Annotated in this window: 17 protein-coding genes, 1 rRNA gene and 1 pseudogene; 13 read left to right on the forward strand and 6 right to left on the reverse strand. The window is 60.3% G+C overall.

Annotation, left to right across the window (positions count from 1 at the left end):
• The first annotated feature begins 222 nt into the window (after positions 1–222).
• The 8 genes from ACLBWT_RS17360 (at position 223) to ACLBWT_RS17395 (ending at position 8,656) form a co-directional block, all read left to right on the forward strand.
• On the forward strand, positions 223–1,836 hold the full coding sequence (locus tag ACLBWT_RS17360) for a peptide ABC transporter substrate-binding protein (protein ID WP_447664413.1): 1,614 nt from the start codon (positions 223–225) through the stop codon (positions 1,834–1,836).
• Positions 1,833–2,816, forward strand: coding sequence for a S66 peptidase family protein (locus tag ACLBWT_RS17365; protein WP_447664391.1), 984 nt, complete (start codon positions 1,833–1,835; stop codon positions 2,814–2,816). The genes ACLBWT_RS17360 and ACLBWT_RS17365 overlap by 4 nt, the downstream gene beginning before the upstream one ends.
• A gap of 35 nt (positions 2,817–2,851) precedes the next feature.
• Entirely contained in the window at positions 2,852–3,958 is a 1,107-nt protein-coding gene (locus ACLBWT_RS17370) for a dipeptide epimerase (protein WP_447664392.1), read from the forward strand.
• Positions 3,955–4,968, forward strand: a complete 1,014-nt coding sequence (locus ACLBWT_RS17375; RefSeq protein WP_447664393.1) for a C40 family peptidase — start codon at positions 3,955–3,957, stop codon at positions 4,966–4,968. Before ACLBWT_RS17370 ends, ACLBWT_RS17375 begins: the two co-directional genes overlap by 4 nt.
• A gap of 345 nt (positions 4,969–5,313) precedes the next feature.
• Positions 5,314–5,601 carry a HesB/YadR/YfhF family protein gene (locus ACLBWT_RS17380; protein WP_447664394.1) on the forward strand — a complete coding sequence of 96 codons (288 nt, stop codon included), beginning with the start codon at positions 5,314–5,316 and terminating at the stop codon, positions 5,599–5,601.
• Between the two features lie 28 nt (positions 5,602–5,629).
• Positions 5,630–6,763: an N-acetylmuramoyl-L-alanine amidase gene (locus ACLBWT_RS17385; protein ID WP_447664395.1), complete on the forward strand. Its 1,134-nt coding sequence runs from the start codon at positions 5,630–5,632 to the stop codon at positions 6,761–6,763.
• A 17-nt stretch (positions 6,764–6,780) separates the two neighbouring features.
• Positions 6,781–8,088, forward strand: a complete 1,308-nt coding sequence (locus ACLBWT_RS17390; RefSeq protein WP_447664396.1) for a DNA recombination protein RmuC — start codon at positions 6,781–6,783, stop codon at positions 8,086–8,088.
• Between the two features lie 16 nt (positions 8,089–8,104).
• On the forward strand, positions 8,105–8,656 hold the full coding sequence (locus tag ACLBWT_RS17395; protein ID WP_447664414.1) for a DUF1273 domain-containing protein: 552 nt from the start codon (positions 8,105–8,107) through the stop codon (positions 8,654–8,656).
• A gap of 93 nt (positions 8,657–8,749) precedes the next feature.
• Here the strand turns inward: ACLBWT_RS17395 and ACLBWT_RS17400 are convergent, their stop codons facing one another.
• Positions 8,750–9,109 carry a winged helix-turn-helix transcriptional regulator gene (locus ACLBWT_RS17400; RefSeq protein ID WP_447664397.1) on the reverse strand — a complete coding sequence of 120 codons (360 nt, stop codon included), beginning with the start codon at positions 9,107–9,109 and terminating at the stop codon, positions 8,750–8,752.
• Between the two features lie 141 nt (positions 9,110–9,250).
• On the opposite strand from ACLBWT_RS17400, the gene ACLBWT_RS17405 reads away from it, so the two are divergent.
• Complete coding sequence (locus ACLBWT_RS17405; protein ID WP_447664398.1) at positions 9,251–10,474, forward strand: MFS transporter; 1,224 nt, start codon at positions 9,251–9,253, stop codon at positions 10,472–10,474.
• Between the two features lie 14 nt (positions 10,475–10,488).
• Positions 10,489–10,611, forward strand: a pseudogene (locus tag ACLBWT_RS17410) (aldo/keto reductase); the annotation flags it as partial.
• Positions 10,612–10,723: 112 nt separating this feature from the next.
• Here the strand turns inward: ACLBWT_RS17410 and ACLBWT_RS17415 are convergent.
• Entirely contained in the window at positions 10,724–11,710 is a 987-nt protein-coding gene (locus tag ACLBWT_RS17415; protein WP_447664399.1) for a phosphotransferase family protein, read from the reverse strand.
• A gap of 206 nt (positions 11,711–11,916) precedes the next feature.
• Here ACLBWT_RS17415 and ACLBWT_RS17420 point away from each other — a divergent pair, with 206 nt between their 5' ends.
• Together ACLBWT_RS17420 and ACLBWT_RS17425 are read left to right on the forward strand one after the other, a co-directional pair.
• Positions 11,917–13,059 carry a hypothetical protein gene (locus ACLBWT_RS17420; RefSeq protein WP_447664400.1) on the forward strand — a complete coding sequence of 381 codons (1,143 nt, stop codon included), beginning with the start codon at positions 11,917–11,919 and terminating at the stop codon, positions 13,057–13,059.
• A 584-nt stretch (positions 13,060–13,643) separates the two neighbouring features.
• Positions 13,644–20,741 carry a glycoside hydrolase family 3 N-terminal domain-containing protein gene (locus ACLBWT_RS17425; protein WP_447664401.1) on the forward strand — a complete coding sequence of 2,366 codons (7,098 nt, stop codon included), beginning with the start codon at positions 13,644–13,646 and terminating at the stop codon, positions 20,739–20,741.
• Between the two features lie 129 nt (positions 20,742–20,870).
• Here the strand turns inward: ACLBWT_RS17425 and ACLBWT_RS17430 are convergent, their stop codons facing one another.
• From ACLBWT_RS17430 to ACLBWT_RS17445, 4 genes are all read right to left on the reverse strand, one after another.
• A complete protein-coding gene (locus ACLBWT_RS17430; RefSeq protein ID WP_447664402.1) occupies positions 20,871–21,386 on the reverse strand; it encodes a metallophosphoesterase in 516 nt (171 codons plus the stop codon).
• A gap of 29 nt (positions 21,387–21,415) precedes the next feature.
• Entirely contained in the window at positions 21,416–21,667 is a 252-nt protein-coding gene (locus ACLBWT_RS17435) for a hypothetical protein (protein ID WP_447664403.1), read from the reverse strand.
• Positions 21,668–22,020: 353 nt separating this feature from the next.
• Positions 22,021–22,599 (reverse strand): helix-turn-helix domain-containing protein, encoded by a 579-nt coding sequence (locus ACLBWT_RS17440; RefSeq protein WP_447664404.1) that lies wholly within the window; start codon positions 22,597–22,599, stop codon positions 22,021–22,023.
• A gap of 37 nt (positions 22,600–22,636) precedes the next feature.
• Positions 22,637–23,917 carry an MFS transporter gene (locus ACLBWT_RS17445; RefSeq protein ID WP_447664405.1) on the reverse strand — a complete coding sequence of 427 codons (1,281 nt, stop codon included), beginning with the start codon at positions 23,915–23,917 and terminating at the stop codon, positions 22,637–22,639.
• A 615-nt stretch (positions 23,918–24,532) separates the two neighbouring features.
• Between ACLBWT_RS17445 and ACLBWT_RS17450 the strand changes: the two genes are divergently transcribed.
• Positions 24,533–24,631 (forward strand): 16S ribosomal RNA (locus ACLBWT_RS17450); the annotation flags it as partial.

The following is a 24,631-nucleotide window of genomic DNA, read 5'->3' on the forward strand; positions in this document are numbered from 1 at the left end:
GAGCCGCGCCAGGCCTGCGGCAGACAGATTAGAGGCAGGCCGTCTGACCAGATGAGACATCGGCGATATGACTTCGTTTGCGACCTCAGTGGACGCAGCGGGTGGAATGATGATGTAGAAGCGACAGCGATCTTAAGGATCATCCGCCGGCGGAGTGCAGCGAGGCGTGCAACGACTTATATCCCACTATTCGAATAAAAGGGGAGAACCACGACCATGTCCATGAAAAAGATGTCTGTTACGTTGATCAGCTGCGTGCTGCTGGCAGGAACGATTCTGGCCGGCTGCGGAGACGGCAACGATGGAGGAGGCACCGGAGAAGCCTCCGGCAAGATCCTCCGCTACAACAACGGCAAGGAGCCGACTTCCCTCGATCCGCCGATCGGCTTCGACCAGATTTCCTACGACGTGGTGAACAACGCCTTCGAGGGGCTGACCCGCCTCGGCAAGGACCAGAAGCCGGAAGCGGCGATGGCGAAGGAATGGAAAGTGTCCGACGACGGCCTGAAGTACACCTTCACCCTGCGCGACGGCATCAAATGGTCCAACGGCGATCCCGTGAAGGCATCCGACTTCGAATACGCCTGGAAGCGGCTGCTGAACCCCGACACGGCCTCCGACGCGGCCTTCCTCGCTTATCCGATCGTAGGCGCGGAGGAGTACAATTCCGGCAAAGGCTCCGCCGATGCTGTCGGCATCAAGGCGACGGACGACAAGACGCTTGAAGTCACGCTGGCCCATCCGGCGGCCTGGCTGATCCAGATGACGGCGAGCCCGGCCTTTTTCCCGGTCAACCAGGCCGTTGTCGAGAAGGATGCGAAGTGGGCGGGCGAAGCGGCGACGATCGTCGGCAACGGACCGTTCACGATTACGGAATGGAAGCATGACGACGAGCTGAAGATGGTCAAGAACAAGGATTACTGGGATGCATCCAGCGTGAAGCTGGGCGGCGTCACCTATAAAATGGTCAACGATACGAATACCGCCTACCAGCTCTTCCAATCCGGCGAGCTCGACACGACCGGCAGCATTCCGTCCGACATGGCCGACAAGCTGTTCGAAGAGAACAAGGTCAAGGTCGAAGAGGCGGCGGGCACGGCGTTCTATCGCTTCAACGTCACGATGGAGCCGTTCAACAACATGAACATCCGCAAGGCGTTCGCCGAAGCGGTCGACCGCCAGCAGCTTGTCGATCTCGTGCTTCGCCAGAAGCACAAGCCGGCCGTCGCCTTCATTTCCCCGGGCCTCGAGGATGCGGCCGGAGGCGATTTCCGCGAGAAGGGCGGAGATCTGCTGAAGTTCGACGCGGCCGATGCCAAGGCGCTGCTCGCCAAGGGCATGCAGGAAGCCGGCTATTCCAAGCTTCCGGACATTACGCTGACCTACAGCACGAACGACATCAACCAAAAGGTCGCCCAAGCGATGCAGGCGATGTTCAAGGACAATCTCGGCGTCGACGTCAAGCTGGAGAGCAAGGAAAGCAAGGTGATGGTCGCCGAGCAGAAGAAGCTGCAGCTGCAGCTGTCCCGCTCCTCCTTCCTGCCTGACTTCGCGGATCCGATCAACTTCCTGGACGGCTTCCAGTCGGACAATCCGTTCAGCCGTACGGGATGGAAGAACGCCAAGTACGACGAGCTGATCAAGGGCGCTTACCAGCAGAGCGACGAGAAGAAGCGCTTTGAGATGATGCATGAAGCCGAGGCCATCCTGATCGACGAGGCTCCGATTCTGCCGCTGTACTTCTACAACACGGTCAATCTCGAGAGCGACAAGCTGTCCGGCGTCGTGCGCCATCCATTCGGCTTCATCGACTTCAAATGGGCGGAGCTGAAGTGAGCCGTCCGGGCCTGATCCGCCCGCGCAAGCTGCAGCCCGGCGACACGGTCGGAATTCCGGCCCCCGCTAGTCCGGGCGACCGGGAGCAGGCGGAGGCTGCCGCAGGCCATCTGCGGCGCCTCGGCCTGAACGTGAAGCTCGGCCGGACGCTCTCGCTGCGCCGCGGCTACCTGGCCGGAAGCGACGAAGAGCGCGCGGAGGAGCTGAACGGACTGTTCGCAGATCCGGACATCGCCGCCATCATCTGCGCGCGCGGCGGATACGGGACGGCACGCATTGCGGATCGGCTCGACTACGGCTTGATCCGGCGCAACCCCAAGATTTTCTGGGGGTACAGCGATATTACGTTTCTCCATTCGGCGATCGGGCGGCTCAGCGGCCTGGTCACCTTCCACGGGCCGATGATGATCGACTTGAAGGAGCTGCCGGATGGCGAGGACGGAGCCGGCCATGCCCGTCCCCATCCGCTTACGCTGGAGGGGTATAACGGTCTTCTCGCCCCGCATAATCTTCACTATACGGAAGAAATCGCTCCCCTTCGGGTGCTGGTTCCGGGCGAAGCGAGAGGCCCGCTTGCCGGCGGCAATCTGTCGCTCCTCGTCAGCACGCTGGGAACGCCGTACGAGATCGACACGAGGGGCAGGCTGCTGCTGATCGAAGACATCGACGAGGAGCCTTACCGCGTCGACCGGATGCTGTGCCAGCTGAAGCAGGCCGGCAAGCTGGATGATGCCGCCGGCATCGTCGTCGGCGACTTCCATAACTGCGAGCCTTCGAAGCGCAAGGAGTCTCTGAGTCTCGACGAAGTTCTGGCGGATTACATCGTGCCGGCCGGCAAGCCGGCTATGGCTGGCTTCCGAATCGGGCACTGCTCGCCCAATATCGCCGTTCCGCTTGGGGTGGAAGCTGTACTGAACACGAGCGGCCGAAGCCTTGTTTTCAACGAATCCGGATTCTCGGACGGCGCAGAGCCGGCTTAGAGCATCCCGCCCAGCCGCATGAGGAGGACAACAGCATGAACATTGAAAGCATACAGGTGATGAGGCAGTCGACCCCTCTCCACAAGCCGTTCAAAACCGCGCTGCGCACCGTGCACGACCAGGAATCCATCCTGGTCCGGATCCGGGACCGCGACGGCCGCGTCGGCTGGGGAGAGGCGCCGTCCACGATCGTCATTACCGGCGACAGCCTCGAGAGCATCGAGTCGGCGATCCGGCTGACGTTCGCCCCGCTGCTCGTCGGGCAAAGCCTGCTCGGATACGAGCGCCTGCTGCAGAGCGTGCACGGAGCGATGGTCGGCAGCAGCAGCGCGAAGGCGGCTGTGGACATGGCGATCTATGACTTGGTCGCCCAGCATTGCGGCTTGCCGTTGTACCAATTCCTCGGCGGCTACAAGGACCGCCTGGAGACGGACTTCACGGTCAGCGTCAACTCGCCCAAGGAGATGGGCGAGGATGCCGCGAGCTGCGTCCGGGAAGGCTTCAACGTGCTCAAGATCAAGGTCGGCAAGGACGATGTGCAGGAGGACATCGAGCGGATCCGCGAAATCCGCAGCCGCGTAGGCGGCGGGGTGAAGATCCGCCTCGACGCCAATCAGGGCTGGCAGGTGAAGGACGCCGTCCGGGCGATCCGCCGCATGGAGGATCTCGGACTCGACATCGAGCTGGTGGAGCAGCCGGTCAAAGCCCACGACATTGAGGGGCTGAAGGCGGTCACCGACTCGGTCCAGACTCCGATCATGGCGGACGAGGCTGTCTTTTCGCCGGCGGAGGCGCTGCGCGTGCTCCAGATGCGGGCGGCCGATCTCATCAACATCAAGCTGATGAAGTCCGGCGGCATTTACAAAGCCCAGCTCATCAACGGCATGGCGGAGCAGTACGGCGTGGAATGCATGGTCGGCAGCATGATCGAATCGCGGGTGGCGGTGACGGCGGCTGCCCATCTGGCGGCGAGCAAAAAGAACATCACCCGCTTTGATTTCGACGCTCCTCTGCTGCTGAGGAGCGACATCGTCGACGGAGGCGTCCGCTACGACGGCCGCGTCATGACGTTCCCGGATGCGCCGGGACTGGGCATCCGGGATGTGCGCGTCGCGGCCAGCCCGGGGGCGGCGGTATCATGAGCGCGGCTTTGAGGGAAGCGCGCGCGGCGGTGCCTGTCGCGACCGTATGGACGGGACCGGGCTCGCCGCGGGAGCTGGATGGTCCGGCGCTGGCCAATCCGGCTGAACTGCGCGGCTGGCTGTCTTCCATGACGGTGGACGACCGCCTGGACCTTTGCGAGAAAAATCGGGTGCAGACGCAGCTGCTCTATGGCGAGCGCGTGCTCGTGGCCGAGGAGAAGGAGGGCTGGGCTCGTGTATTCATTCCGGGGCAGAGCACCTGCAAGGAGCCTCTCGGCTATCCCGGCTGGGTGCCTCTGGCGCAGCTGGCTTTCCCTTCTCCGGGAGCGTTTCCGGACGGAGCCTGCCGAAAGAGCGAGGAGCGGCAGGAAGGGGAGCGGGCATCCGGCCGCTGCGCCGTGGTCACCGCCGACACTGCCTGGCTGCTCGATTCCGACCCGGACGATGCTGGAGGCGGCGCGCCCAAGCGGCTCATGGAGCTGAGCTATCTCACGCGGCTGCCGGTCGCGGAGGATGACGCCGAAGGCTTGACGGTGCTGCTGCCGGAAGGCGGCAAGGGCTGGCTCCAGCGCGGCGATGCCGACGTTGCGGCTGTCAGCCGTCAATCGGCCGGCGGCCGCGGCGATCATGCCGGCCGCTTCATCGTGGAGCAGGCACGCCGTTTTCTCGGCCTTCCCTACCTGTGGGGCGGCATGTCGTCGCTCGGCTACGACTGCTCGGGCCTGGCGTTCAGCATGCACCGGGCGGCCGGCATCGCCATTCCGAGAGACGCCTCCGACCAGGCGCTGGAAGGGCAGGCTGTCGACCGGGAGGACCTGACTCCGGGCGACCTGCTGTTCTTCGCTTATGAAGAAGGCAAAGGGAGAGTCCACCATGTCGGCATCTACGCAGGCGGCGGGCGGATGATCCATTCCCCCCGTACGGGGCGCTGCGTGGAGCTCGTCAAGTTCGACGAGAACTATGAGCTGTACCGCGAGCATTGCGCTTCGCGGCGTTATTGGAACCAATAGGACTTGATGGTCCGGCCTGCTGCCATTCGGCGGCGGCCGGGCTTTTTTCATCTGCGGAATTTATTGCTGCGGCATGGTAAGGGAAGAACGAGGATGCGGTTGAGCAGTTGGCCGGAATTGAAATTGAATTCATAATATCTGAAGCTCTGACCAGAGAAAAGTAGGGCAGCAGCAAATGACCATCCACTATCTATTAGACCTGCGGGGAAGAGTCCGATGCTGGATTTTATTTCCTCCGGGTTAGAAACTTTTCATCCGGTGGCCCGATCGGGCTCCCTTTGTTATACTAATTGCAAATCTAGCAAACACTGAATGATAGAGTGGAAAGAAAGGGGAGCCGCCCATATGAAGCTGACGGTCGATCCGGAAGCGGCCCGCTGGTATAAGCAAGAGCTGAATCTGCAGGAAGGCGACCAGCTGCGCGTCTTCGTGCGTCTGGGAGGCTGCGGCAGCGTGCAGCCGGGGCTGTCGCTCGGAATCATGAAGGACGAATCGCGCCGGCCCGGCTTGCGGCAGGAGGAGGAAGGGCTTGTCTTCTTCATGGAAGAGGACCAGCTCTGGTATCTCGACGGAAAGGAGCTTCATCTGCGCTATGACTCCGCGCAGGACGAAGCTTTCATGGATGTCTACTAAATTCTGCAAGCGGAAGGGAGCGCATGGAATGAGAAGATGGCTGGTTGTCCTGCTGGCCGCTCTGGTATTGGCGGCAAGCGTGCCTGCCGGACCGCCCTCGGCCGCGGTTGCTGCGGCAGCGGTATCGTACAAGGTTGCGACCAAGTCGCTGCCTGTCCTCAAGGAACCGGATCGGAAAGCAGCCGTCAAAGGGTATTTGACCCAAGGAGCGACGGTTCAGGTTACGGACGAGCAATTCGGCTGGATGAAGGTGAGCGGACAGGGTCTCACCGGATGGGCGGCGGGCCACTACCTGGTCAAGTCGGCCTCCGGCTCCGGAACGTCGGGTTCGGCATCTAGCGTGTCCCTGTCCGGCGCTGCAGGCCAGAAGTCGAGTGTCATCACGGGAAGCGGAGTGCGGGTGCGCAGCGGCCCCGGCACCGGCTATTCGGTCATCGGGAGCGTTACGACAGGCGACCGTGTGACCCTGCTCAAAACCTCCGGGCAATGGAGCAGCGTCAAGACGTCGGGCGGGCTGGCCGGCTGGGTCAGCAGCCAATACATAAGCTCCAGCGGGACTTTGGTGAGCACGGGCGGAGGCAGCGGCCCCGCCGCCGGCAGCGCGATGGGGAGCCTCAAGGGCAAGCGGATCGTCATCGATCCCGGCCATGGCGGCAACGATCCCGGCATGATCGGCACCACGCACAAAACCGAAGAGAAGGATCTTACGCTCAGCACATCCAAGCTGCTCGCCGACGAGCTTCGGGCGAGAGGCGCGAGCGTAGTTCTGACCCGTACGAAAGACAGCGAGAAGCCGTCGCTCCCGGACCGGGTCCGGATCGCGGAGCAGGCGTCGGCGGACGCCTTTGTCAGCATTCATTACAATTCCTCTCCTACAAAGGCTTCCGGCACGCTGGTGTTCTATTACTCCAAGAACAAGGATGTCCCGCTTGCAAGAGCGGTGGAAGGCCCTCTGGAAGGGCTGAGCCTCGGCACGAACGGCATTTCGTTCGGAGACTATCATGTGCTGCGGGAGAACAGCCTGCCGTCGGTGCTGCTCGAGCTTGGATTCCTCAGCAACGCCAAGGACGAGGCGGAGGTGCGGACGGAGAAGTACCAAAAGGAAGCCGCTGCCGCGATCGCGCAAGGCTTCGAAGCCTATTTCGCCCGCAAATCAACCTGAGAGAAGGATAAATGCCCATGAATTATGTCATCCTGGGATTGCAGGCCGTCATTCTGGCTGCCGTCGCGCTGCTCTATATCACACGTCCCAGGAGCCGCTCCGGGACAGACCCGTCGCTTCTGCGGGAGCTGGACCGGATCCGGGACGACGTCCGCAGCTACACGGCGGAGCATGCGGCGCAAGGCCGGCAGGAGGCTGCCGCCGCCGCGCGCCAGAACCGCGAGGAGCTGGCGGCTTCCATGAACGCCATGAACCGCACGCTTATGGGCAACATGAACGACATGGCGCTGCAGCAGAAGCATCTGCTGGACAGCTTCTCCGAGCGTCTCGCGGAGCTGACGCGTGTCAACGAAACGAAGCTGGAGCAGATGCGCGGCACGGTGGAGGAGAAGCTCCGGCATCTGCAGGAGGACAACAACCGCAAGCTGGAGCAGATGCGCGCCACTGTCGACGAGAAGCTGCATGCGACTCTGGAGCAGCGGCTGGGCGAATCGTTCAAGCTGGTCAGCGACCGGCTGGAGCTCGTGCATCAGGGACTCGGCGAAATGAAGAGCCTGGCGAGCGGCGTCGGGGATCTGCGCAAGGTGCTGACCAACGTCAAGACGCGGGGCACGCTTGGCGAGATCCAGCTCGGCAACCTGCTGGAGCAGACGCTGACGGTGGAGCAGTACGACCGCAATGCCGCTACGCGTCGGGGCAGCAGCGAGCGGGTGGAATTCGCCGTCCGCATTCCCGACAAGCATAACTCCAATCAGATCATCCATCTGCCGATCGACTCCAAGTTCCCGATCGAGGATTATCAGCGTCTGCTGGACGCCTTGGACGCGGACGACCATCTGGCCGCGGCGGAATGCTCCAAGCAGCTGGACGCGCGCATCAAGCAGGAGGCGAAGTCGATCCGCGACAAGTATATCGATCCGCCGAATACGACCGACTTCGGCATCATGTTCCTGCCCGTAGAGGGCCTCTTCGCAGAGGTGCTCCGCCGCCCCGGCCTATGGGAGCAGGTTCAGCGCGAGTTCCGGGTCGTCATCGCAGGACCCACGACTCTGACCGCACTGCTGAACAGCCTTCAGATGGGCTTCCAGACGCTGGCGATCCAGCAGCGCTCGAGCGAGGTGTGGCAGGTGCTCGGCGCCGTGAAGACGGAGTTCGGCAAATTCGGAGATCTGCTCGACAAGACGCAGAAGAAGCTGCAGGAGGCAAGCAACTCCATCGACGCGGCGGCGGTCCGTTCCCGCGCGATCGAGCGCAGGCTGCGCAAGGTGCAGGAGCTGCCGGCCGGAGAGGCTCCGGACCTGCTGCTGGAGGCCGCATCGGAATGAGGAGGCTGCCGTGAGCATCGCCAATCTGCTCGTGACCGGGTACAGGGCGCATGAGCTGAACATTTTCTCGCAAAAGCACGAAGCGATTCCGTTCATCCGCAAGGCGGTTGAGAACCGTCTCGTTCCTTTATTGGAGGACGGACTGGAATGGATCATCTCGCCGGGGGGCTATGGCTTCGATCTGTGGGCCTGCGAGGCCGCGATCGCTCTCAAGCGGGACTACCCGCAGCTCAAGATATCGATCATGACGGCGTACGCCAATCCCGACGAGAAGTGGAAGGAAGACCGCAAAGCCTATTATGAAGGCATTTTGCGGCAGGTCGATCATCATGTCAGCGTCAGCAAGCAGCCCTATGAGGGCGTATGGCAGCTGACCGCCCGCGACAGCCTGCTGCTGCGCAAGACCGACGCCATGCTGCTGTTCTACGACGAGGAGATGGGAGAGGGCAGTCCGAAGTATTTCAAGGAACGGGCGCTGCGGAAGCAGCAGGACGAAGACTATCCCCTGTTCACGATTACGGCGGAGAGCATCCAGAGCATCGCGGAGGAAGAGCGGCTGGCGGATTGAACAACAGAAAAAGGCTGGAGCACGCAGAAGGTTTGCGGCTCCGGCCTTTTTCTATTTAGATGAAATGTCTTATCGGAACGGTCATTGCCGGGTTCATCGCGGATTCAGGACGTTTTCCTCCAGCGCCTCGAACCGGTTGCCGTACGTCTTCTCCAGATGCCGATCGCCCCATTCGCATAGCGAGGTCAGAATGGATTGAAGGGATTCGCCATAGTCGGTCAGCTCGTATTCCACCTTCGGCGGCACCTGGTTGTAGCTGATGCGGTTCACGATGCCGTCCTGCTCGAGCTCGCGCAGCTGCTGGGTCAGCATCTTCTGCGAAATGTCCGGCATGAGCTGGCGGAAGTCGCAGGTCCGCTTCTTGCCATTCGTCAGATGGCATAGGATCACGGTCTTCCATTTGCCCCCAATGACGTCAAGCGTCGCTTCGACAGCGATATTGTATTTTTTCATGGTTGCGGTTTCACTCTCCTTGCATCGCAAAAGGAACTAAAAAGTGGCTATGGTACTTGAAAGTGCGTTCTGTTAAATTTGTTGTAACAGTTCCATAATAACATCTACCGGCAAGAGATAACATAAAGGGGCTGAATTCAAGTGCAATCATTAAGCTCGAGAAAAAATACGCTGGCGCTGCTGTCACTTGCAATCAGCGCCTTTGCCATTGGAACGACGGAATTCATCAGCGTAGGACTGCTGCCGCTGATCTCCGGAGATTTGGACATACCGGTCACGATGGCTGGACTGACCGTGACGCTGTACGCGCTCGGGGTCATGTTCGGCGCCCCGGTGCTGACATCGCTGACCTCGTCCATTCCCCGCAAGACGCTGTTGATCGCCATCATGCTGGTCTTCATCGCCGGCAACAGCCTGGCCGCCTTCTCGACCGGCTTCGGCATGCTGCTCGCGGCCCGGGTTCTGTCGGCGCTCGCGCATGGCGTGTTCATGTCGATCGGTTCGACGATCGCCGCCGATCTGGTTCCGGAGGACAGGCGTGCCAGCGCGATCGCGGCTATGTTCACGGGTCTTACTGTCGCGACGGTGACGGGAGTTCCGCTCGGAACCTTCATCGGGCAGCAGCTGGGATGGCGCTCCGCTTTCATCGGCATTGTGATCATCGGGATTATCGCTCTCGCAGCGGCATGGGCGCTAGTTCCCGGTCAAGGTTTGCGTCAGGGAGAAAGGACGCCGCTGAAGGAACAGGTCAAGCTATTGACCAGCGGCAGGCTTGTGCTGGCCTTCCTCATCACGGCGCTCGGTTATGGAGGAACGTTTGTCGTCTTCACTTATTTATCCCCATTGCTCCACGAGATAACCGGATTCAAGGAATCCGCAGCGGCGCTGATCCTGCTTCTGTACGGAATCGCGATCGCAATCGGAAATCTCATCGGGGGAAAAGCGGCCAACCGCAGGCCGCTGCCGGCCCTGCTCGTCATGTTCGCCGTGCAGGCGGTCATTCTTGTGGTCATGATGGCGGCGCTGCCGCATAAGACAGCCGGACTGATCGCGGTGTTCGCGATGGGGCTGTTCGCCTTCATGAACGTGCCGGGACTCCAGCTCCATGTCGTGCAGCTGGCGGAACGTTACGCGCCCAAGGCGGTCGATGTCGCTTCGGCCGTCAACATCGCCGCATTCAACGGCGGCATCGCGCTGGGAGCATGGCTTGGCGGCATGGTGACCGACCATATGGGGTTGATCCATACAACGTGGACGGGAGCCATCATGGTGGCAGCCGCAGTCGTCTTGACCGCATGGAGCCTGCTTTTGGAGAAGAAAAGCTTGAAGGTCGAAGCGATGCCTGCCAAAAGGCAGACGGTTTGAGCTTCTCGAGACGCACGCTGTACAAGGACGGCCGAGTGAAGGCGATTGGCGTCAGCAACTTCCATGTCCGCCATCTGGAGGATTTGATGAAGGACGCTGCGGTGCGCCCGATGGTCGACCAGGTCGAGTTCCATCCGCTTTAAGAACGAAAACGCTCCGCAGACGGAAGGAGGATTCCTTCCGCTGCGGAGCGTTTTTTTTTGGAGGGGCGAGCCGACTGTCAGGATGCCGGCGAACGGACGGCCTAGATCAGACCTGCCGCTCTTCTTCGGCCCGGTCCATCGTGAAGCCGATCAGCCGCCGCAGATCCGCCGTGCGGATGGGAGCATGCTCCCCGGAGCGGCTCAGCAAGTCGCATAGCGCCACCATATCCTCCAGCAGCGCCAGCTCTCTCCACCGCTCCGGCAGGAAGCCTCCGCCTGACCGGTAGCCGGCGGCGAAGGCTTCCTCGGCCGCGGTGCCGCGAGGCTCGTAGCGGAGCCAGTTGCCGATGTCCGCCATGGCGCTGCCTGCATAGGCGAATTCCCAGTCCAGGACGGCCGACAGCTGGCGGCGGCCGCCTGTCCGAACGCCAAGCACGTTCAATGCGTTGTAGTCGGAATGGACGAGTACGGGTTGCATGGCATGCCGGTCGAGAAGAGGCGAGAAGCTGATGCCGAAATGCTCAAGCCTCCGCGTCGTTTCCGTTCCCAGCAGATTTCCTGCTGCCGTCTCCAGACAATGCGCGATGAATCCTCGCCAGCCCTCTCCGCTCAACGCGAGCGGCTCGCTGACCGCAAGCTCCCCGTCCAGGAAGCCGGCTTCCTTGAACCGGATGTCATGGATGGCCGCCAGCGTATGGCCGGCTGCACGATGCCATTCCGTCTTGGCCTCGATGCTGCAGGAGCGGAGCTCTTCCGCGAGCAGCACGCCAGGCATCCATTCCATGATCGCCCAGGGAGCAGGATAGAGCGAGCCGCTCCAGTCGGATGCCAGGAGGCGGGGCAACGGAAGGCTTCCGGCGAGCAAGCGGGAAATGGACGCTTCCTTGCGCGCGACAACCTCACCCTGCCTGTAGATTCTCAGGGCGTAGGAATGCCCTCCCGAATCCAGTTTGTACACGAGGTTGCTGAGCCCGGCTCCGGTGCGCTGAGGCGTGCAATGCCGCAGCTCCGGCAAGGCGGCTGCAGCGAGCTCGCGGATGATGTGCGGCTCGGGCTCCGGCGGCGTTTCTCCTCGTTCCCAATTCTCCTTCATATGATCAGGTCCCCTTTCAAATCCATCGTGAAGCCATCTCACCAACAATCCCGCAAAAGCATAAAGTAGGCATATGTCAAAATATCGAGATGGAGTGAGAGCCTGTGCATGAACCGTTTTCTGCTGACGGCGTGTCCGAACATTTCCCTGTGGAACCGTTCCCTGAACGTTTCCGGCTGCTTCGGCAGCAAGGAGCCGGCTTGGCGTTGACGGCGACTATTCCATTCGGCTTGCCTGCCGGCTTCGATTGCCGAGGCCTCTTCGGCAGGTCCTGGAGCTCCGGTCCGAAGGCGGGCAAGGGAGAGCCGGGAGCCAAGACCAAGTCCGTGCCGAAGCCGCTGGCCAAGTTCCTTCCGAAGGAGCTGCTGCAGGTTGATGCGCTGAGTCCCATCTCGATCCAGGTCATATTCAGCAGGCCGCTTGCGGACGAGGAGCTCGAGGCGGAGACGGCGAGGGCCTCGTTTAAGCTTACAAGCGATCTGGAGCTGTCCGGATCGCCCCGGCTGAAGGCGGGAACGAAGGCCTGCTACATCGTCCCGACTGCCCTGCAGCAGCCGGGCAAGCGTTATACGCTCTCCTATCGGGGCGGCGACAAGCTTGGCTTCAAAGCAGGCGTAGACCGCCTGTTCTTCCGATATGTGCGGCAGATCTCGTACGACACGATTGAGGTGGTGTCGCTGCTCGCCGACGGCGTCGCCGATTGCGGGATGGTCTGCGCGGAAGAAGCCGGGACGGACTCCTCGGTCCCGCAGCTGAAGCTGAATCCGGACAACGTGAGCGGCAGCAGGCACTATCAGATCGTTCCGCCTTTGGAAGGAAAGACGGTGCGGGTGTGCCCCGAAGGAGGCTTGCCGCTCCTTGCCGGATATGTGGAGAGGACACAGCTCCAAGACGGCGTGCAGGCTCCGCAGTTCCGCCTGCCCGAAGGGTATGCGTTCACTCCGGGACAGCTCTATTCAGCGGATATGGATTGGGGGCGGATCGGCCGGGACGAATTCGCGGGGAGTACCTGGCAAGCGCTCAAGATCAAAGGAGTCCGCTTGATCGAGCCGGATCTGATCCGGGTCGAGCTTGCCGCCGATCCTGGATGCGATCTATTCGCCGGACGCATGCTGCTGCTCACCTGCCATGGCGAAGCGTCCAAGCGGGCTTCGTACGTTCCGGGCAGCAGAGACGGCGCGGCGGGCGAATTCCGCCTGCTTCCGGGCTGGAGCCTGCAACCGGGCAAAGCGTACAGCGCCGCCCCGCTTGGACCGTGGGCTGCCTGTCCGACAGGAGGCATGCCGCTCCAATCGCTCGCACCAAGTATAACAGGGATGGCACAGAGGGCGAAGTCCGGCCCTCGGTGAGGATGGCCATGCCGATAGGTGTGTTTCTTGCCTATGAGATTTCATTGCCGCCCGTAAAGAGGATTTCGACAAAGAGCAGGGCTTCCGTCGGACACCGGCTGAAGGTTCGACAGGCGTACGCATAGTTCCGAGGCTCTTCCTTTCGACAAGAGGACAGGACATCGGCACGACTGGACGTAATCGAATTCATATCGGATAGAGGCAAAAGACCTGCCAAACATAGCAAATGAAACGCCGCTGCCGAATGTTGAATGGTCTGCATTCCGGGAGTTTGGTCCCTTGCCTTCTTATTCGCCGCGACTCTATAGTGAAAGGGATACTTGCTGCTTTTGCTCTTCTTCGCGGGACAGCCCTGATCGCTTGAGCCGTCTTTATCGCATGGCTGCTATCGCCTCGTTTGATGGGATGGCGCTGGTCCTGCAGAGACAAGCTTGCTGCTTCGAAATGGAAACGCTTACGTAATTTGCGGGGCTGTTTGGATGGCGAAGGAGAAGCAAGGCGGTAAAGTAAATCGGATTCATTCCGCAAAATGTAATCGATAACATTTTGGCCTTATTCAGCTTACAGGGAGGTTCAAGCCATTCATGTCAACAATGAAAAGAAACCAGGCCGATGATTCCAGGAACGGGCGGTACAGCCGCCGATTCCCGTCCGTCCGCCGCCAGGCGGTACGGTGGCTGGCTGGAGCGACAGCCGGATCGCTGTTGCTCGGCCTGCTGCCGCTTCATGCCGCCGCCGCGCCGGCAGATCCGGCGTCGCTGCCGGCTTATTTCAATCCTTCCAAAGAGACATCGGAGCGGGTCGCGGATCTGCTCGGCCGGATGACGCTGGACGAGAAGGTCGGCCAGATGGTCCAGGCGGAACGGGCATCCGTCACTCCGGAGGATGTACTGGCCTACGGGCTCGGCTCGGTGCTCAGCGGCGGCGGCTCGTTCCCGAACGGCAAGCTGGCCGACAGCACGCTTGAGCAGTGGACCAAGCTGTACAACGGCTACCAGGACGGCGCTCTGTCGACGCGTCTCGGCATTCCGATCCTGTACGGTGTCGACGGCGTGCATGGCCATAACAACGTCAAGGATGCCACTCTGTTTCCTCATAATATCGGCCTGGCGGCAACGCATAACGCCGAGCTGGCGGAACAGGTTGGCGCTGCGGCTGCGGCGGAAATCCGCGCCACCGGCATCAACTGGACGTTCGCGCCGACGCTCGCCGACGTCCAAAATATCCGCTGGGGCCGAACCTACGAAGGCTTCGGCGACGATCCAGCCGTTGCGGCCGAGCTTGGAGCGGCTTACATCAAGGGGCTGCAGGGAGGGAAGCCCGAGGATTTGAAGCAGCCGGACAAGGTCGTCGCTACGGCGAAGCATTTTATCGGAGAGGGCTATACCGACAACGGCTCCAACCAGGGCAATGTGACGGGGTACACGGAGGAACAGATCTGGGAGCTCGAAAAGCAGGTGTACGAAGCTGCCGTCCAAGCGGGCGTCGGCACGGTGATGGCTTCGTACCACAGCATTCAGGGCCTCAAGATGCACGCCAACCAGCGGCTTCTGCAGGATAAGCTCAAGGGAGAGCTCGGGTTCAAGGGCTTCGTCGTCTCCGACTACAACGCCATCGACCAGATTACGAAGGACTGGCAGGGCAACGCCGTCAGCGGCTTGAAGGCGCAGGTCAAGACGGCCGTCAACGCGGGCGTCGACATGATCATGGAGCCGGACAAATGGAAGGAGGTCGTGACCGACCTCAAGCAGCTGGCCGAGGAAGGCGGAATCTCACAGGCTCGGATCGATGACGCCGTGTCGCGGATCCTGACGGTGAAGTTCGATTCCGGCGTCTTCGAGCATCCGAAGTCCGACCCGGATCAACAGGCCGCATTCGGCTCGGTACAGAGCCGGGCGGTCGCTCGCGAAGCGGTGGCGAAGTCGCTTGTGCTGCTCAAGAACGATGTCGTCCCAAGCGAGGACGGCTCCGAGTCGCCGATCTTGTCCCAGCTGTCCGGAATGAAGGATATTTTCGTTGCCGGCAAGGCGGCGAGCGATATCGGCAGGCAGGCAGGAGGCTGGTCGATCACATGGCAGGGCAGCGCCGGAACGATCACCAAAGGCACGACGATTCTGCAAGGCTTGCAGAAGGCGGCCGAGTCCAGCGGCAAGAAGGTGACCTATAACGAGCATGGCCGCGGCGCCAAAGGCCATGACGCGGCCATCGTCGTTGTCGGCGAGATGCCGTATGCCGAATCGGACGGGGATACGTCCAACCTGAACCTGAATACGGAGGATCTGGCCACGCTGGCCAACGTTCGGGCTGCCGATCCGGAGCTGCCGATCGTACTCGTGCTCGTGTCGGGCCGTCCGATGACGATCGGCGACCAGCTGAAGGACATCCAGGGGCTTATAGCCGCCTGGCTCCCTGGCACGGAGGGCGATGGAGTCGCGGACGTTCTTCTCGGAGACAAGGACTTTACGGGCAAGCTGCCGCTGAAATGGCCTTTCAGCCTGAGCGCCTACGATCATGTCGACGATCCCGGGCAGTTCCTGTTCAAGACGGGTTACGGCTTGACCAAGTCGCAGCCGACTCCGGATGATCTGCCCCAGCCCCCGGCCCAGCCGGACACGAGCATTCCGGTTCCGGGCATCGTGCAGGCGGAGGATTACAGCGCGATGAGCGCGCCGGGAGCGGTGCAGACGGAGAATACCCAGGATGAAGGAGGAGGCAAGAACGTCGGTTATATCGATGCCGGCGACTGGCTCCAATACGACGTCCACGCGCAAAGCGGCCTGTACGACGTCGAGGTGCGCTACGCCTCTTGGGGAGATTCATCGGGCGTCAAGATTCTGGACGGAACCGCCAAGGAGCTAGGCTCCGTGAAGCTGCCGAAAATCAACAGCTACCAGGATTGGGGGACGGCCGTCATGCATGGCGTTCCGATAGCCGCCGAAGGCAGGCAGAGCCTGCGCGTCCTGTTCACCGGAGGGAGCATGAATCTCAATTGGCTGAAGTTCACTCGCACAGGAGACGCGCCGGCTGATGAGGGCCAGCCCGGCACCGGGGATCCGGGAGACGGTACGGTACCGGAGGTGATTCAGGCGGACGCGGTGCAGAGCTGGACGACCAGCGAACGCGATCCCGGCAATATCCAGTGGTATTTCGCGGACCGTTCCAAGCCGGAGGACAAAAAGCTGGAGCAGCAGCAGCCTCTCGATATCGTCCGGCCGAACGAGGCCGCTGGAACGGTCATTTCGCTCGATCCGGATGTGACTTATCAATCGATGGTCGGCATCGGCTCGTCGATGGAGGAATCGACGGTCGGCAACCTCGCCAAGATGTCGGCGGATAAGCGCAAGGAGCTGCTGGGCAAGCTGTTCGATCCGGCGGAAGGCGCTGGCATGAGCCTTGTCCGCGTGACGATCGGCACGGCCGATTTTACCGGGCAGCCGTTCTACACCTATGATGACATGCCGGCGGGACAGACGGATCCGGGCCTGGAGCATTTCTCGATTCAGAAGGACCGCGACCTGCACATCATTTCCACGCTGAAGGAAATCCAGGCGATCAACCCGGACGTGAAATTCTTCGCTTCTCCGTGGAGCGCTCCGGGCTGGATGAAAACGACGGACAGCATGATCCGCGGAGAAATCAAGGAGGAGTATCTGCCGGTCTATGCGGACTATCTCGTGAAGTTCGTGCAGGCCTACCAAGCGGAGGGCATTCCGATGGAAATGCTGACCGTGCAGAACGAGCCTCTGCTGGAGATCGATTATCCGAGTACGAAAATGCCTTGGCAGCAGCAGGCCAGGCTGATGGTGCTGCTTCGCCAGAAGCTGGATGCGGCGGGCTTCGGACAGGTCGGCCTGCTCACGTTCGACCATAATCCGGGCGACACGATGGCTTATCCGGCCCAGCTTCTGCGCGACAAGGCCGCATACGCGGCTGTGGACGGAACGGCTTTCCACGATTACGGCGGAGAGCTGAGCGAGATGACCAAGCTGCATGACCTGTTCCCGGACAAAAACGTCTACTTGACCGAACGCGCGGTCTGGGGCACGAAGGGAGCCGACCGCATCGCCCAGTACTTCCGCAATTGGGCGCGCAGCTACAATTCCTGGGTCGTCATGCTCGACAGCGACATCAAGTCCCATCAATGGGTCGGCACGCCGGATCCGACTCCGGTCATCCAGGATTCCTCGGACCGCGACAACTACTGGATCGCGCCGGAGACGTACCTGATGGGCCAATTCTCCAAATTCGTGCTCCCGGGCTACAAGCGGATCGAGAGCGATTACGGCTCTTCCGACACCGTGACGAATGTGGCCTTTGTCAGTCCGGACGGACGCAAGGTCGTAACCGTCGCCATCAACCAGACCGACAAGGACCAGCCGATAAAGCTCATGAGCGACGGCACGCAAATTTCTGCGGTCGTTCCGGCCAAGGCGGTCACCACGTTCTCGTGGATTCGTCCCGAGCTGGGCCGGACGGCCCCGGGCAGCTTCCGCGCGGCGGACTTTGACAGCGCACGAGGCGTCTACCAGACCGATACGGTTACAGGCGCCGTATATGGCCTCAATGAAGGCGGGGCTTCCGAGCCGGCTTCCTTCACGTACGGCCTGACGGTCAAGAAGGCCGGCAGTTACTTCCTGGATCTCGGTTATGCCGGGCAGCCTTCCGGCGCTTCAGCGGCGATCGCGATCGACGGCTCAGACGTCGGGAACCTGACGGTGACGCGCGATACTTACGCAGGGCCGAATCCGTTCGGCTATGCGCGGGTGAAGCTGGCGCTGCCGGCCGGCGAGCACGCTCTGAGCGTGACGGCGGAGGGAACCGGATACAGCTTGCGCGACATTCGATTGACGACGGCCAGCGATAGCGCCGCCGCCCTGCCGAAGCGGATTCAAGCCGAGCAGGCGGACGAGTCCTCCGGCATCCTCATCGAGAATGGAGCGGCCGGCACCGTTCCGGGCAGCTGGCTGGACTACCGGGTCAGCGTGCCGGAGGACGGCGCTTATCTGCTGACCTACCGTTATCGGACCGGTGGAGGAAGCTCGGCCGCCGAAGCTTCCTGGAAGCTGGACGGAGGAGGAACTGTCCAACAGGATTCGCTTGCCGCGTCCGATGAATGGACGACAATGACCTCGGCCATTCCGTTGTCCAAAGGGGCGCACTCGCTCCGCCTGACCGTTGGCGGAACGGATGTATCGCTGGACTGGATCGAGATCGGGCCGCGCATCGTCCGCAAGGACAACCCGCCGCTTATCCCGGTTCCGGGCACCGCAACCGCGCTTGATTACGCCGCCATGAGCGGCCCTTCCGAAGGCGCGGGCGGAGCGGCGGACGGCCATAAGCTGACCGGCATCAAGGCCGGCGACTGGATCGACTACAAGCTGAATGTCCCGGAATCGGGAAGCTACACCTTCACGCTTGAAATGAGTTCTCAAGCCGGTGGCATGGGCGCGTTCGATCTCAAGGTCGGAGATGCTGTTCTTGCGTCGTACGACGTCCCGCAGATTTACGGCAATTGGGTCAAGAGCCGCAAGACGGCCGCGTTGCCGAAAGGTGAAGTCACGCTGCGCCTTGCCGCGAACGTGGAGGGCTTCGAGATCGGAGCTCTGGCCATTGAGCCGATCCGGACCTTCGCTGCGGACGCTGGCGGCATTCTGACCATCGAAGCGGAGAGCTACTTCGATTCCGGACGCAATGCCATCGAGACGAATAAAGCAGCCGGAACGGCCAACGTGGGCTACACGAATGCGGGCAATTTGCTGCGTTATCGGGTGGACGTCCCGCAGGACGGCAACTACAAGGCTACCTACCGCTACGCGACGAAGCAAGGAGGAGTATCCGCAGCCCTGTTCGCGGACGGCGAGCTGAAAGGCACCGCGGCCCTGCCTTCCACAGGCGATTGGGGCGCGTACAAGACCGTCTCCCATATCGTCTCCCTGAACGGGGGCGTGCAGGAAATCGGCGTGCTGGATCAAGGAGACGGCTTCAACATCGACTGGATCCGGCTGGAGCCGACGACCGAAGAGAACCAGCCGGCGGTCAGCCGGGCAGCGGTTCCGTCCGCTTCCCTGAAAGCCGGCAAGTATGACTCGCCGCAGGAGCTGCTGCTTGCGAGCTCGACCGATGGCGCGACGGTGTACTACACGCTGGACGGCTCGCTGCCTTCGCCTGACAACGGCATCGCGGCAGCCGGTCCGATCGCCGTATCCGGAACCGCCGTCATCCGCGCGGCCGCTTTCAAGAATGGCTTGCCGGGCAGCTTCACGGCCGCATTCACGTATGTGACCGGCAAACCGCAGCCAAGCGAGTCGCCATCGGCCACGCCAAGCACGACGCCGACGGCGACGCCAAGCGCGACGCCGTCGGCGACGCCAAGCACGACGCCGTCGGCCACGCCAAGCACGACGCCGTCGGCGACGCCAAGCGCGACGCCGTCGGCGACGCCAAGCGCATCACCATCGACAACGCCAAGCGCGACACCGTCGACAACGCCAAGCGAGACGCCTTGGCTGCCATACTGGCCGACACCGTCGCCATCGCCATCTGCATCGGCGGCACCTTCGGGCGCAGATATTACAACCGCCGTTCCAGTGCTCGATTCCGCATCGGGAATCGCTGTTGCCTCCATTGACGCCGATGAGCTGCAGCGTGCTGCAAGTCAGGGAGCGGCGGTCATCTCGATTCAAGTTCCCGCCTTGTCGGGAGCGAAAGGGTATCGAATCTCCATACCGGCAGCCGCTCTTACAGACGGCAAAGCCGCGCTTGAGATTCGGACGGCTGCCGGGATCGTGACGCTTCCGGCGAAAATGCTGAAAGGGTATGGCGATCTCACGTCCGGAACTGTGCAGCTCGAAATGGCCCGGATTCAAGGCGCATCAAGCCAAGCCGGGGCACGCATCACCCTTTCGGCTGCCGGCAAATCTCTCCTGTGGCACGGCAAGCTGCAAGCGGTAAGGGTCAAGCTACCGTACTTGGCAAGCGAGGAAGAGTCTACGCATCCGCAGCGCATAACGGTGCGGATGGTGGACGAAAGAGGAATCGCCGCAGCCGTGCCGACCGCCCGCTACAGAGCGGGCTCAGGCAGTGTCGAGTTCCAGACTTCCCTGCTTGGGGAGTTCCAGATTGAATATGTGGTCAAGAAATTCAAGGATACGGCCCATCTGACATGGGCCGCCGAAGCTATAGACGCTCTGGCCGCCAAGGGCGTCATCACGGGAACCGGAGCGGAAGTGTTCACGCCATCCACGAATGTGCGCCGTGCCGACTTCGTCGTCATGCTCGTGAGGGCGCTCGGCCTCAGCGGCGAAGCAGTCGAATCCTTCGCGGATGTCCCCGCGGGCTCATACTATGAGGAGGAGGCAGCTGTCGCCAAATCGCTTGGAATCGCGGCAGGCAGGGAGGATGGAAGCTTCGATCCCATGGCTCCGATTACGAGGCAGGAAATGATGTCGCTCGCATTCAGAGCCCTGAAGCTGGCAGGCAAGCCGGTGCCGGCGGCGGCAGCGGCCGAGCTGGACGGTTATGCGGACCGCTCCTTGTTGGCGGTGTATGCGGCTGAGGCCGCTGCGGCGCTCGTCAAGGCCGGATTGCTGAGGGGAGATGGCAGCAGTCTGAATCCGGCAGGCCTGACGACACGCGCCGAGGCAGCCGTGCTGATCTATCGTCTGTACGCTTGGATGGACTGACCCGTCCAAGGAGAAAAAGCTTCCCGGCCATTGCGGCCGGGAAGCTTTTTTATTTCATTAAAGGCGAAAATGGGAGGAGGCGAGTCAAGCTGTCCGGGCTGCCGATGCAACGATCAGGCAGGTCCGCATTCATGTGGGCTGCTCTTCTCCGGAAGAAACGAATTCCAGCACCTGTGCGAAGGAAACAGGACGATATTCCCAATGCTCGACCGAGACGTTGAAATAACTCCGCCCGGCGTATTTCTGTCCATGGATATGTCCGTGCACGTTCAGATAAGGCATGCTGCGGTTCATGTACATGGGCTCGTGGCTGAGGAAATAGAAGCCGCGGTATACGATCGGCTGCTCGTGCACCTCGTCGAAGCCGGCTTCAAGCCACCACTGGCGGCTCCGGTCACGGTCGTGGTTGCCGAGGATCAGATGCTTGTACCCGTTCAGGGCGCCGACGACTTCCCGGGTTCTGCTCAAGCCGCCAAAGGAGAAGTCGCCCAGATGGTAGACGGTATCTCCTGCGGAGACAGCCTCATTCCAGCGTTGGATCATGACGGCATCCATTTCCCCGGCATCGGCGAACGGCCGGGATTCATAATCGATGATTTCCCTGTGTCCAAAATGATGGTCCGATGTGACAAATATATCCTGCACGGCTGTTCCTCCCCTATCGATCTGCATGCTCATGAAGCGATTGTTTCCATCGTCGCATAGATGTATAAGGCCGGCAAGGAACGTCCATGATGCGCATCATGCTGTCGTCCCCTGTATGAAAGGCGGAAAAAGCCGCAGGAATCGATCATGACGGCTTTCATTTCATTTACGATGCTTCTGGTTTCCGGCACGCTTGCTGCGGAGGGGCTTATTCCGGGCAGTCGGCATTTTCCTGCTCCGGCATCCTCTTCTTCTATCGGCAAGACGACGGCTTCTTCCATCAGGGACCAATTCCGGCTGCCGGAAAGCTTGTATCCGTCCGGATCGACGTAACAGACCGGATGGCGCGTCCAGTACCGGGGGCATGCTAATTGAGCAGTTGACGATACCGGCGGTTCGCGCGATATGAGCCGACGGTTCCATCCTAGAACGGAAGCTGGGAATCGAAATCATGGATGAGATCGACGCCATCATAGGACAGCTTGTCGATCCCGTGGCATCCTGGATGCTTGATCGTCCCGCAGCCCAGGTCTATTTTCACATTACCTCATCCTTCGCGTAAAGCGGTACATACAGTCTATTCACGAAGGAAGCTTGCCGCCTATGCGGTAGTCCCTGGCTTTCAGCTGGGGCTTTAGCTGCTCTCCGGTCCTTCTTCGCTCATCGCAGATAGGGAAAGGAAAAGATGGTACTCCGCTTGCTCGTTTCGGGTCCGCTTGGAGTGGGCCTGCGCGAAATCGATGGCAAGCTTCAGGAATTCCTCGGCTTCTTCCTTGGTCAGATAGACGTCCGAGTTGGATAGAGTGCCGGTTCTTTTCCGTCCCTTTTCAGAACTCGCAAGATATTTCTCCTTCGCGGAGTCGAACATATTGGAAGCCAGCTTCTGGGATTCGGAACGGAAGATTTCCTGAATGGACTGGTCATCCCCCTCGTCCCGGCTGATATTGACGGTTCCTTCGTAAGCTTTATAGAATTTTGCCGTAATTCCGTTGATTTGCTTCGTCTCGACCAGCTCCAGCAGGCCGATCCTTTCGAGCTTGCGGGCATGATAATACACTTTGGCCGGAACTTCGCCCATTCGGTCCGCAATTTCCTTGATCGTTGCCGGATGGTCGGATTTATGAAAGAAATTCATGATTTTCATCCGGTATGGATCGGAAAAAATCCGGATCTCCTCGATCGTCTTGAGTACCTTCGTTTCGATAAGGGCCACTCCTGTCTGCTGCTTCGTACATGCTCTCCTTATTATACTATATTTTCATGAAATTCTTTTCGGTTAAAAGCAGCAGCCCAGGGATGATCATGATCAGGCCCGCAAGGAGATAGAGGGTCTGAATGGGCAGATGCTGGCCGGCAAAGCCGGTTACCACGGAACCGAGCGGAATGAGTGAGGAGCCGATCATCCCGGAAAGAGCGCCGATTCGGCCAAGCATGTTTTTTGGAGTCACCTCCATCATATAGGTGGACACGGGCGTTCCGATCATGGGAACCGCGAATCCGCCCATGATGGAAAAGACGGTGACAACGGCCAGCGGCTGCCATTGGATCAAAGATGGGATTATATACAGCGCCTGGCTGGCGCCAAGCAGCAAACAGCCGAAGACGATGAGAGAGCTTTTGCGAAAACGCGCGCCGTAGGCGCTGATCAGCAAGCCGCTGACGATCATGCCGCCCATGAATCCGATTCCCATGATGCTTTGGCCCGATGGACCGGAATGCAGAACTTCTTTGACATATACCGTCTCCATGACGTTATGGGGGGTGAGGCATACATTGAGCACGGCGGCGGTGAGCATCGTCAGCATGATCAGGCGATGGGACCTCACGAATGACATGCCTTCCTTGAACTGACTCCAATAGGTTGCTTCGGAGGATGCGGCCGCCGAGGAAGAAATTGCAGGAGGACGATCTTCAATCGGAGAGATCCTCATGAATGCCAGTACCGCGGCAGCCGTGAAAAAGGTGCCGGCATCGATCAGGATGGCTCCTGACAAGCCGAAGGCGGCAATCAGGGCGCCTGCCGCCGCTACGCCGGCAAGCTCGGCAGTCCGCGAGGACGAAGCGCTTAGGGAGTTGCCGCTCAGCAGCAGCTCTTTGGGCAGAAGCCGGGGAACCACCGACATTTCAGCAGGGCTGGAAAAGCATTCGAAGGAGGAGTTCATGAAGGTGAAAATGAACAAATGCCAAGGCTGAAGCCAGCCTTTCCAGTAGAGAAGAGCGGTCAAGGCTACGATTGCCCCGCGTGCTGCATAGGAGGTGATGATGACCGTTTTTTTGGACCAGCGGTCGACGAGGACTCCCGTGAACAGGCTGAAGACGATGCCTGGAATGAAATTGATGGCGAAGATGGTACCCATGAGGAGTTTGGATCCGGTCAGCATATAGACCATCCAGCTGTAGGCGATGGAGTCGAGAGAGTCTCCGAAACGCGAAATGACTCGGGCCGCCAGCAGAAATAAAAAGGGCTTATGCTTTCTTAAACCTCTGATGCCTTGAGCTGGGGCTGCAGCTGCAACGGCGGGGATGCTCATCGTCAACACTCCATTCAAATTTTATGAACATGTAGTAATAATTAACGTTAAATTTATTTTAATGTTGAGACCTCGAATTTGCAAGCCCTTTTTTGAAGGCTTGTCTTTTATGCAACCAACAGCTGCTGCGGGAAGCCGTTCGTGAAGTCAGAGGTGCTGGAGAAAGAATGGGTGAGGCAGTAGAGCAGTATTCAATATGGGAAGAAAGTGCGGGGCTTTGACGTAAAAGGATCGGGTGCAGGAGTTGATTCTAAAAGAAGGGGAGGGGCACGGGGATGCGAATTAATCGCGAGTGACGGGATCAAAGATTGAAGAAACAAAAGGGAGAGGAGGAACAGAAAGGACAATAAACAGCTATAAATGAACGCATATAGTAGAAGGGAAATTTCAGACCGTTCGGGTTTATATAGGTCATATCATCTTTTTTTGATTTTTTTTAGAAAAAGGGTTGCGCAAATCAACGTAAGCATGGTATATTCTAATTCCGGCCGAGAGATACACGGCACGGACGCGAAAAACGGACAAGCAGTACCGGCGATCGCAACTGAATTTGTTCTTTGAAAACTGAACAACGAGTGAAGCAAGTCAACGTTATAAATGAGCAAGTCAAACACCTTTATGGAGAGTTTGATCCTGGCTCAGGACGAACGCTGGCGGCGTGCCTAATACATGCAAGTCGAGCGGATCTTGTCCTTCGGGACAAGGTTAGCGGCG

It is taken from the genome of Paenibacillus sp. D51F, from assembly GCF_053345695.1.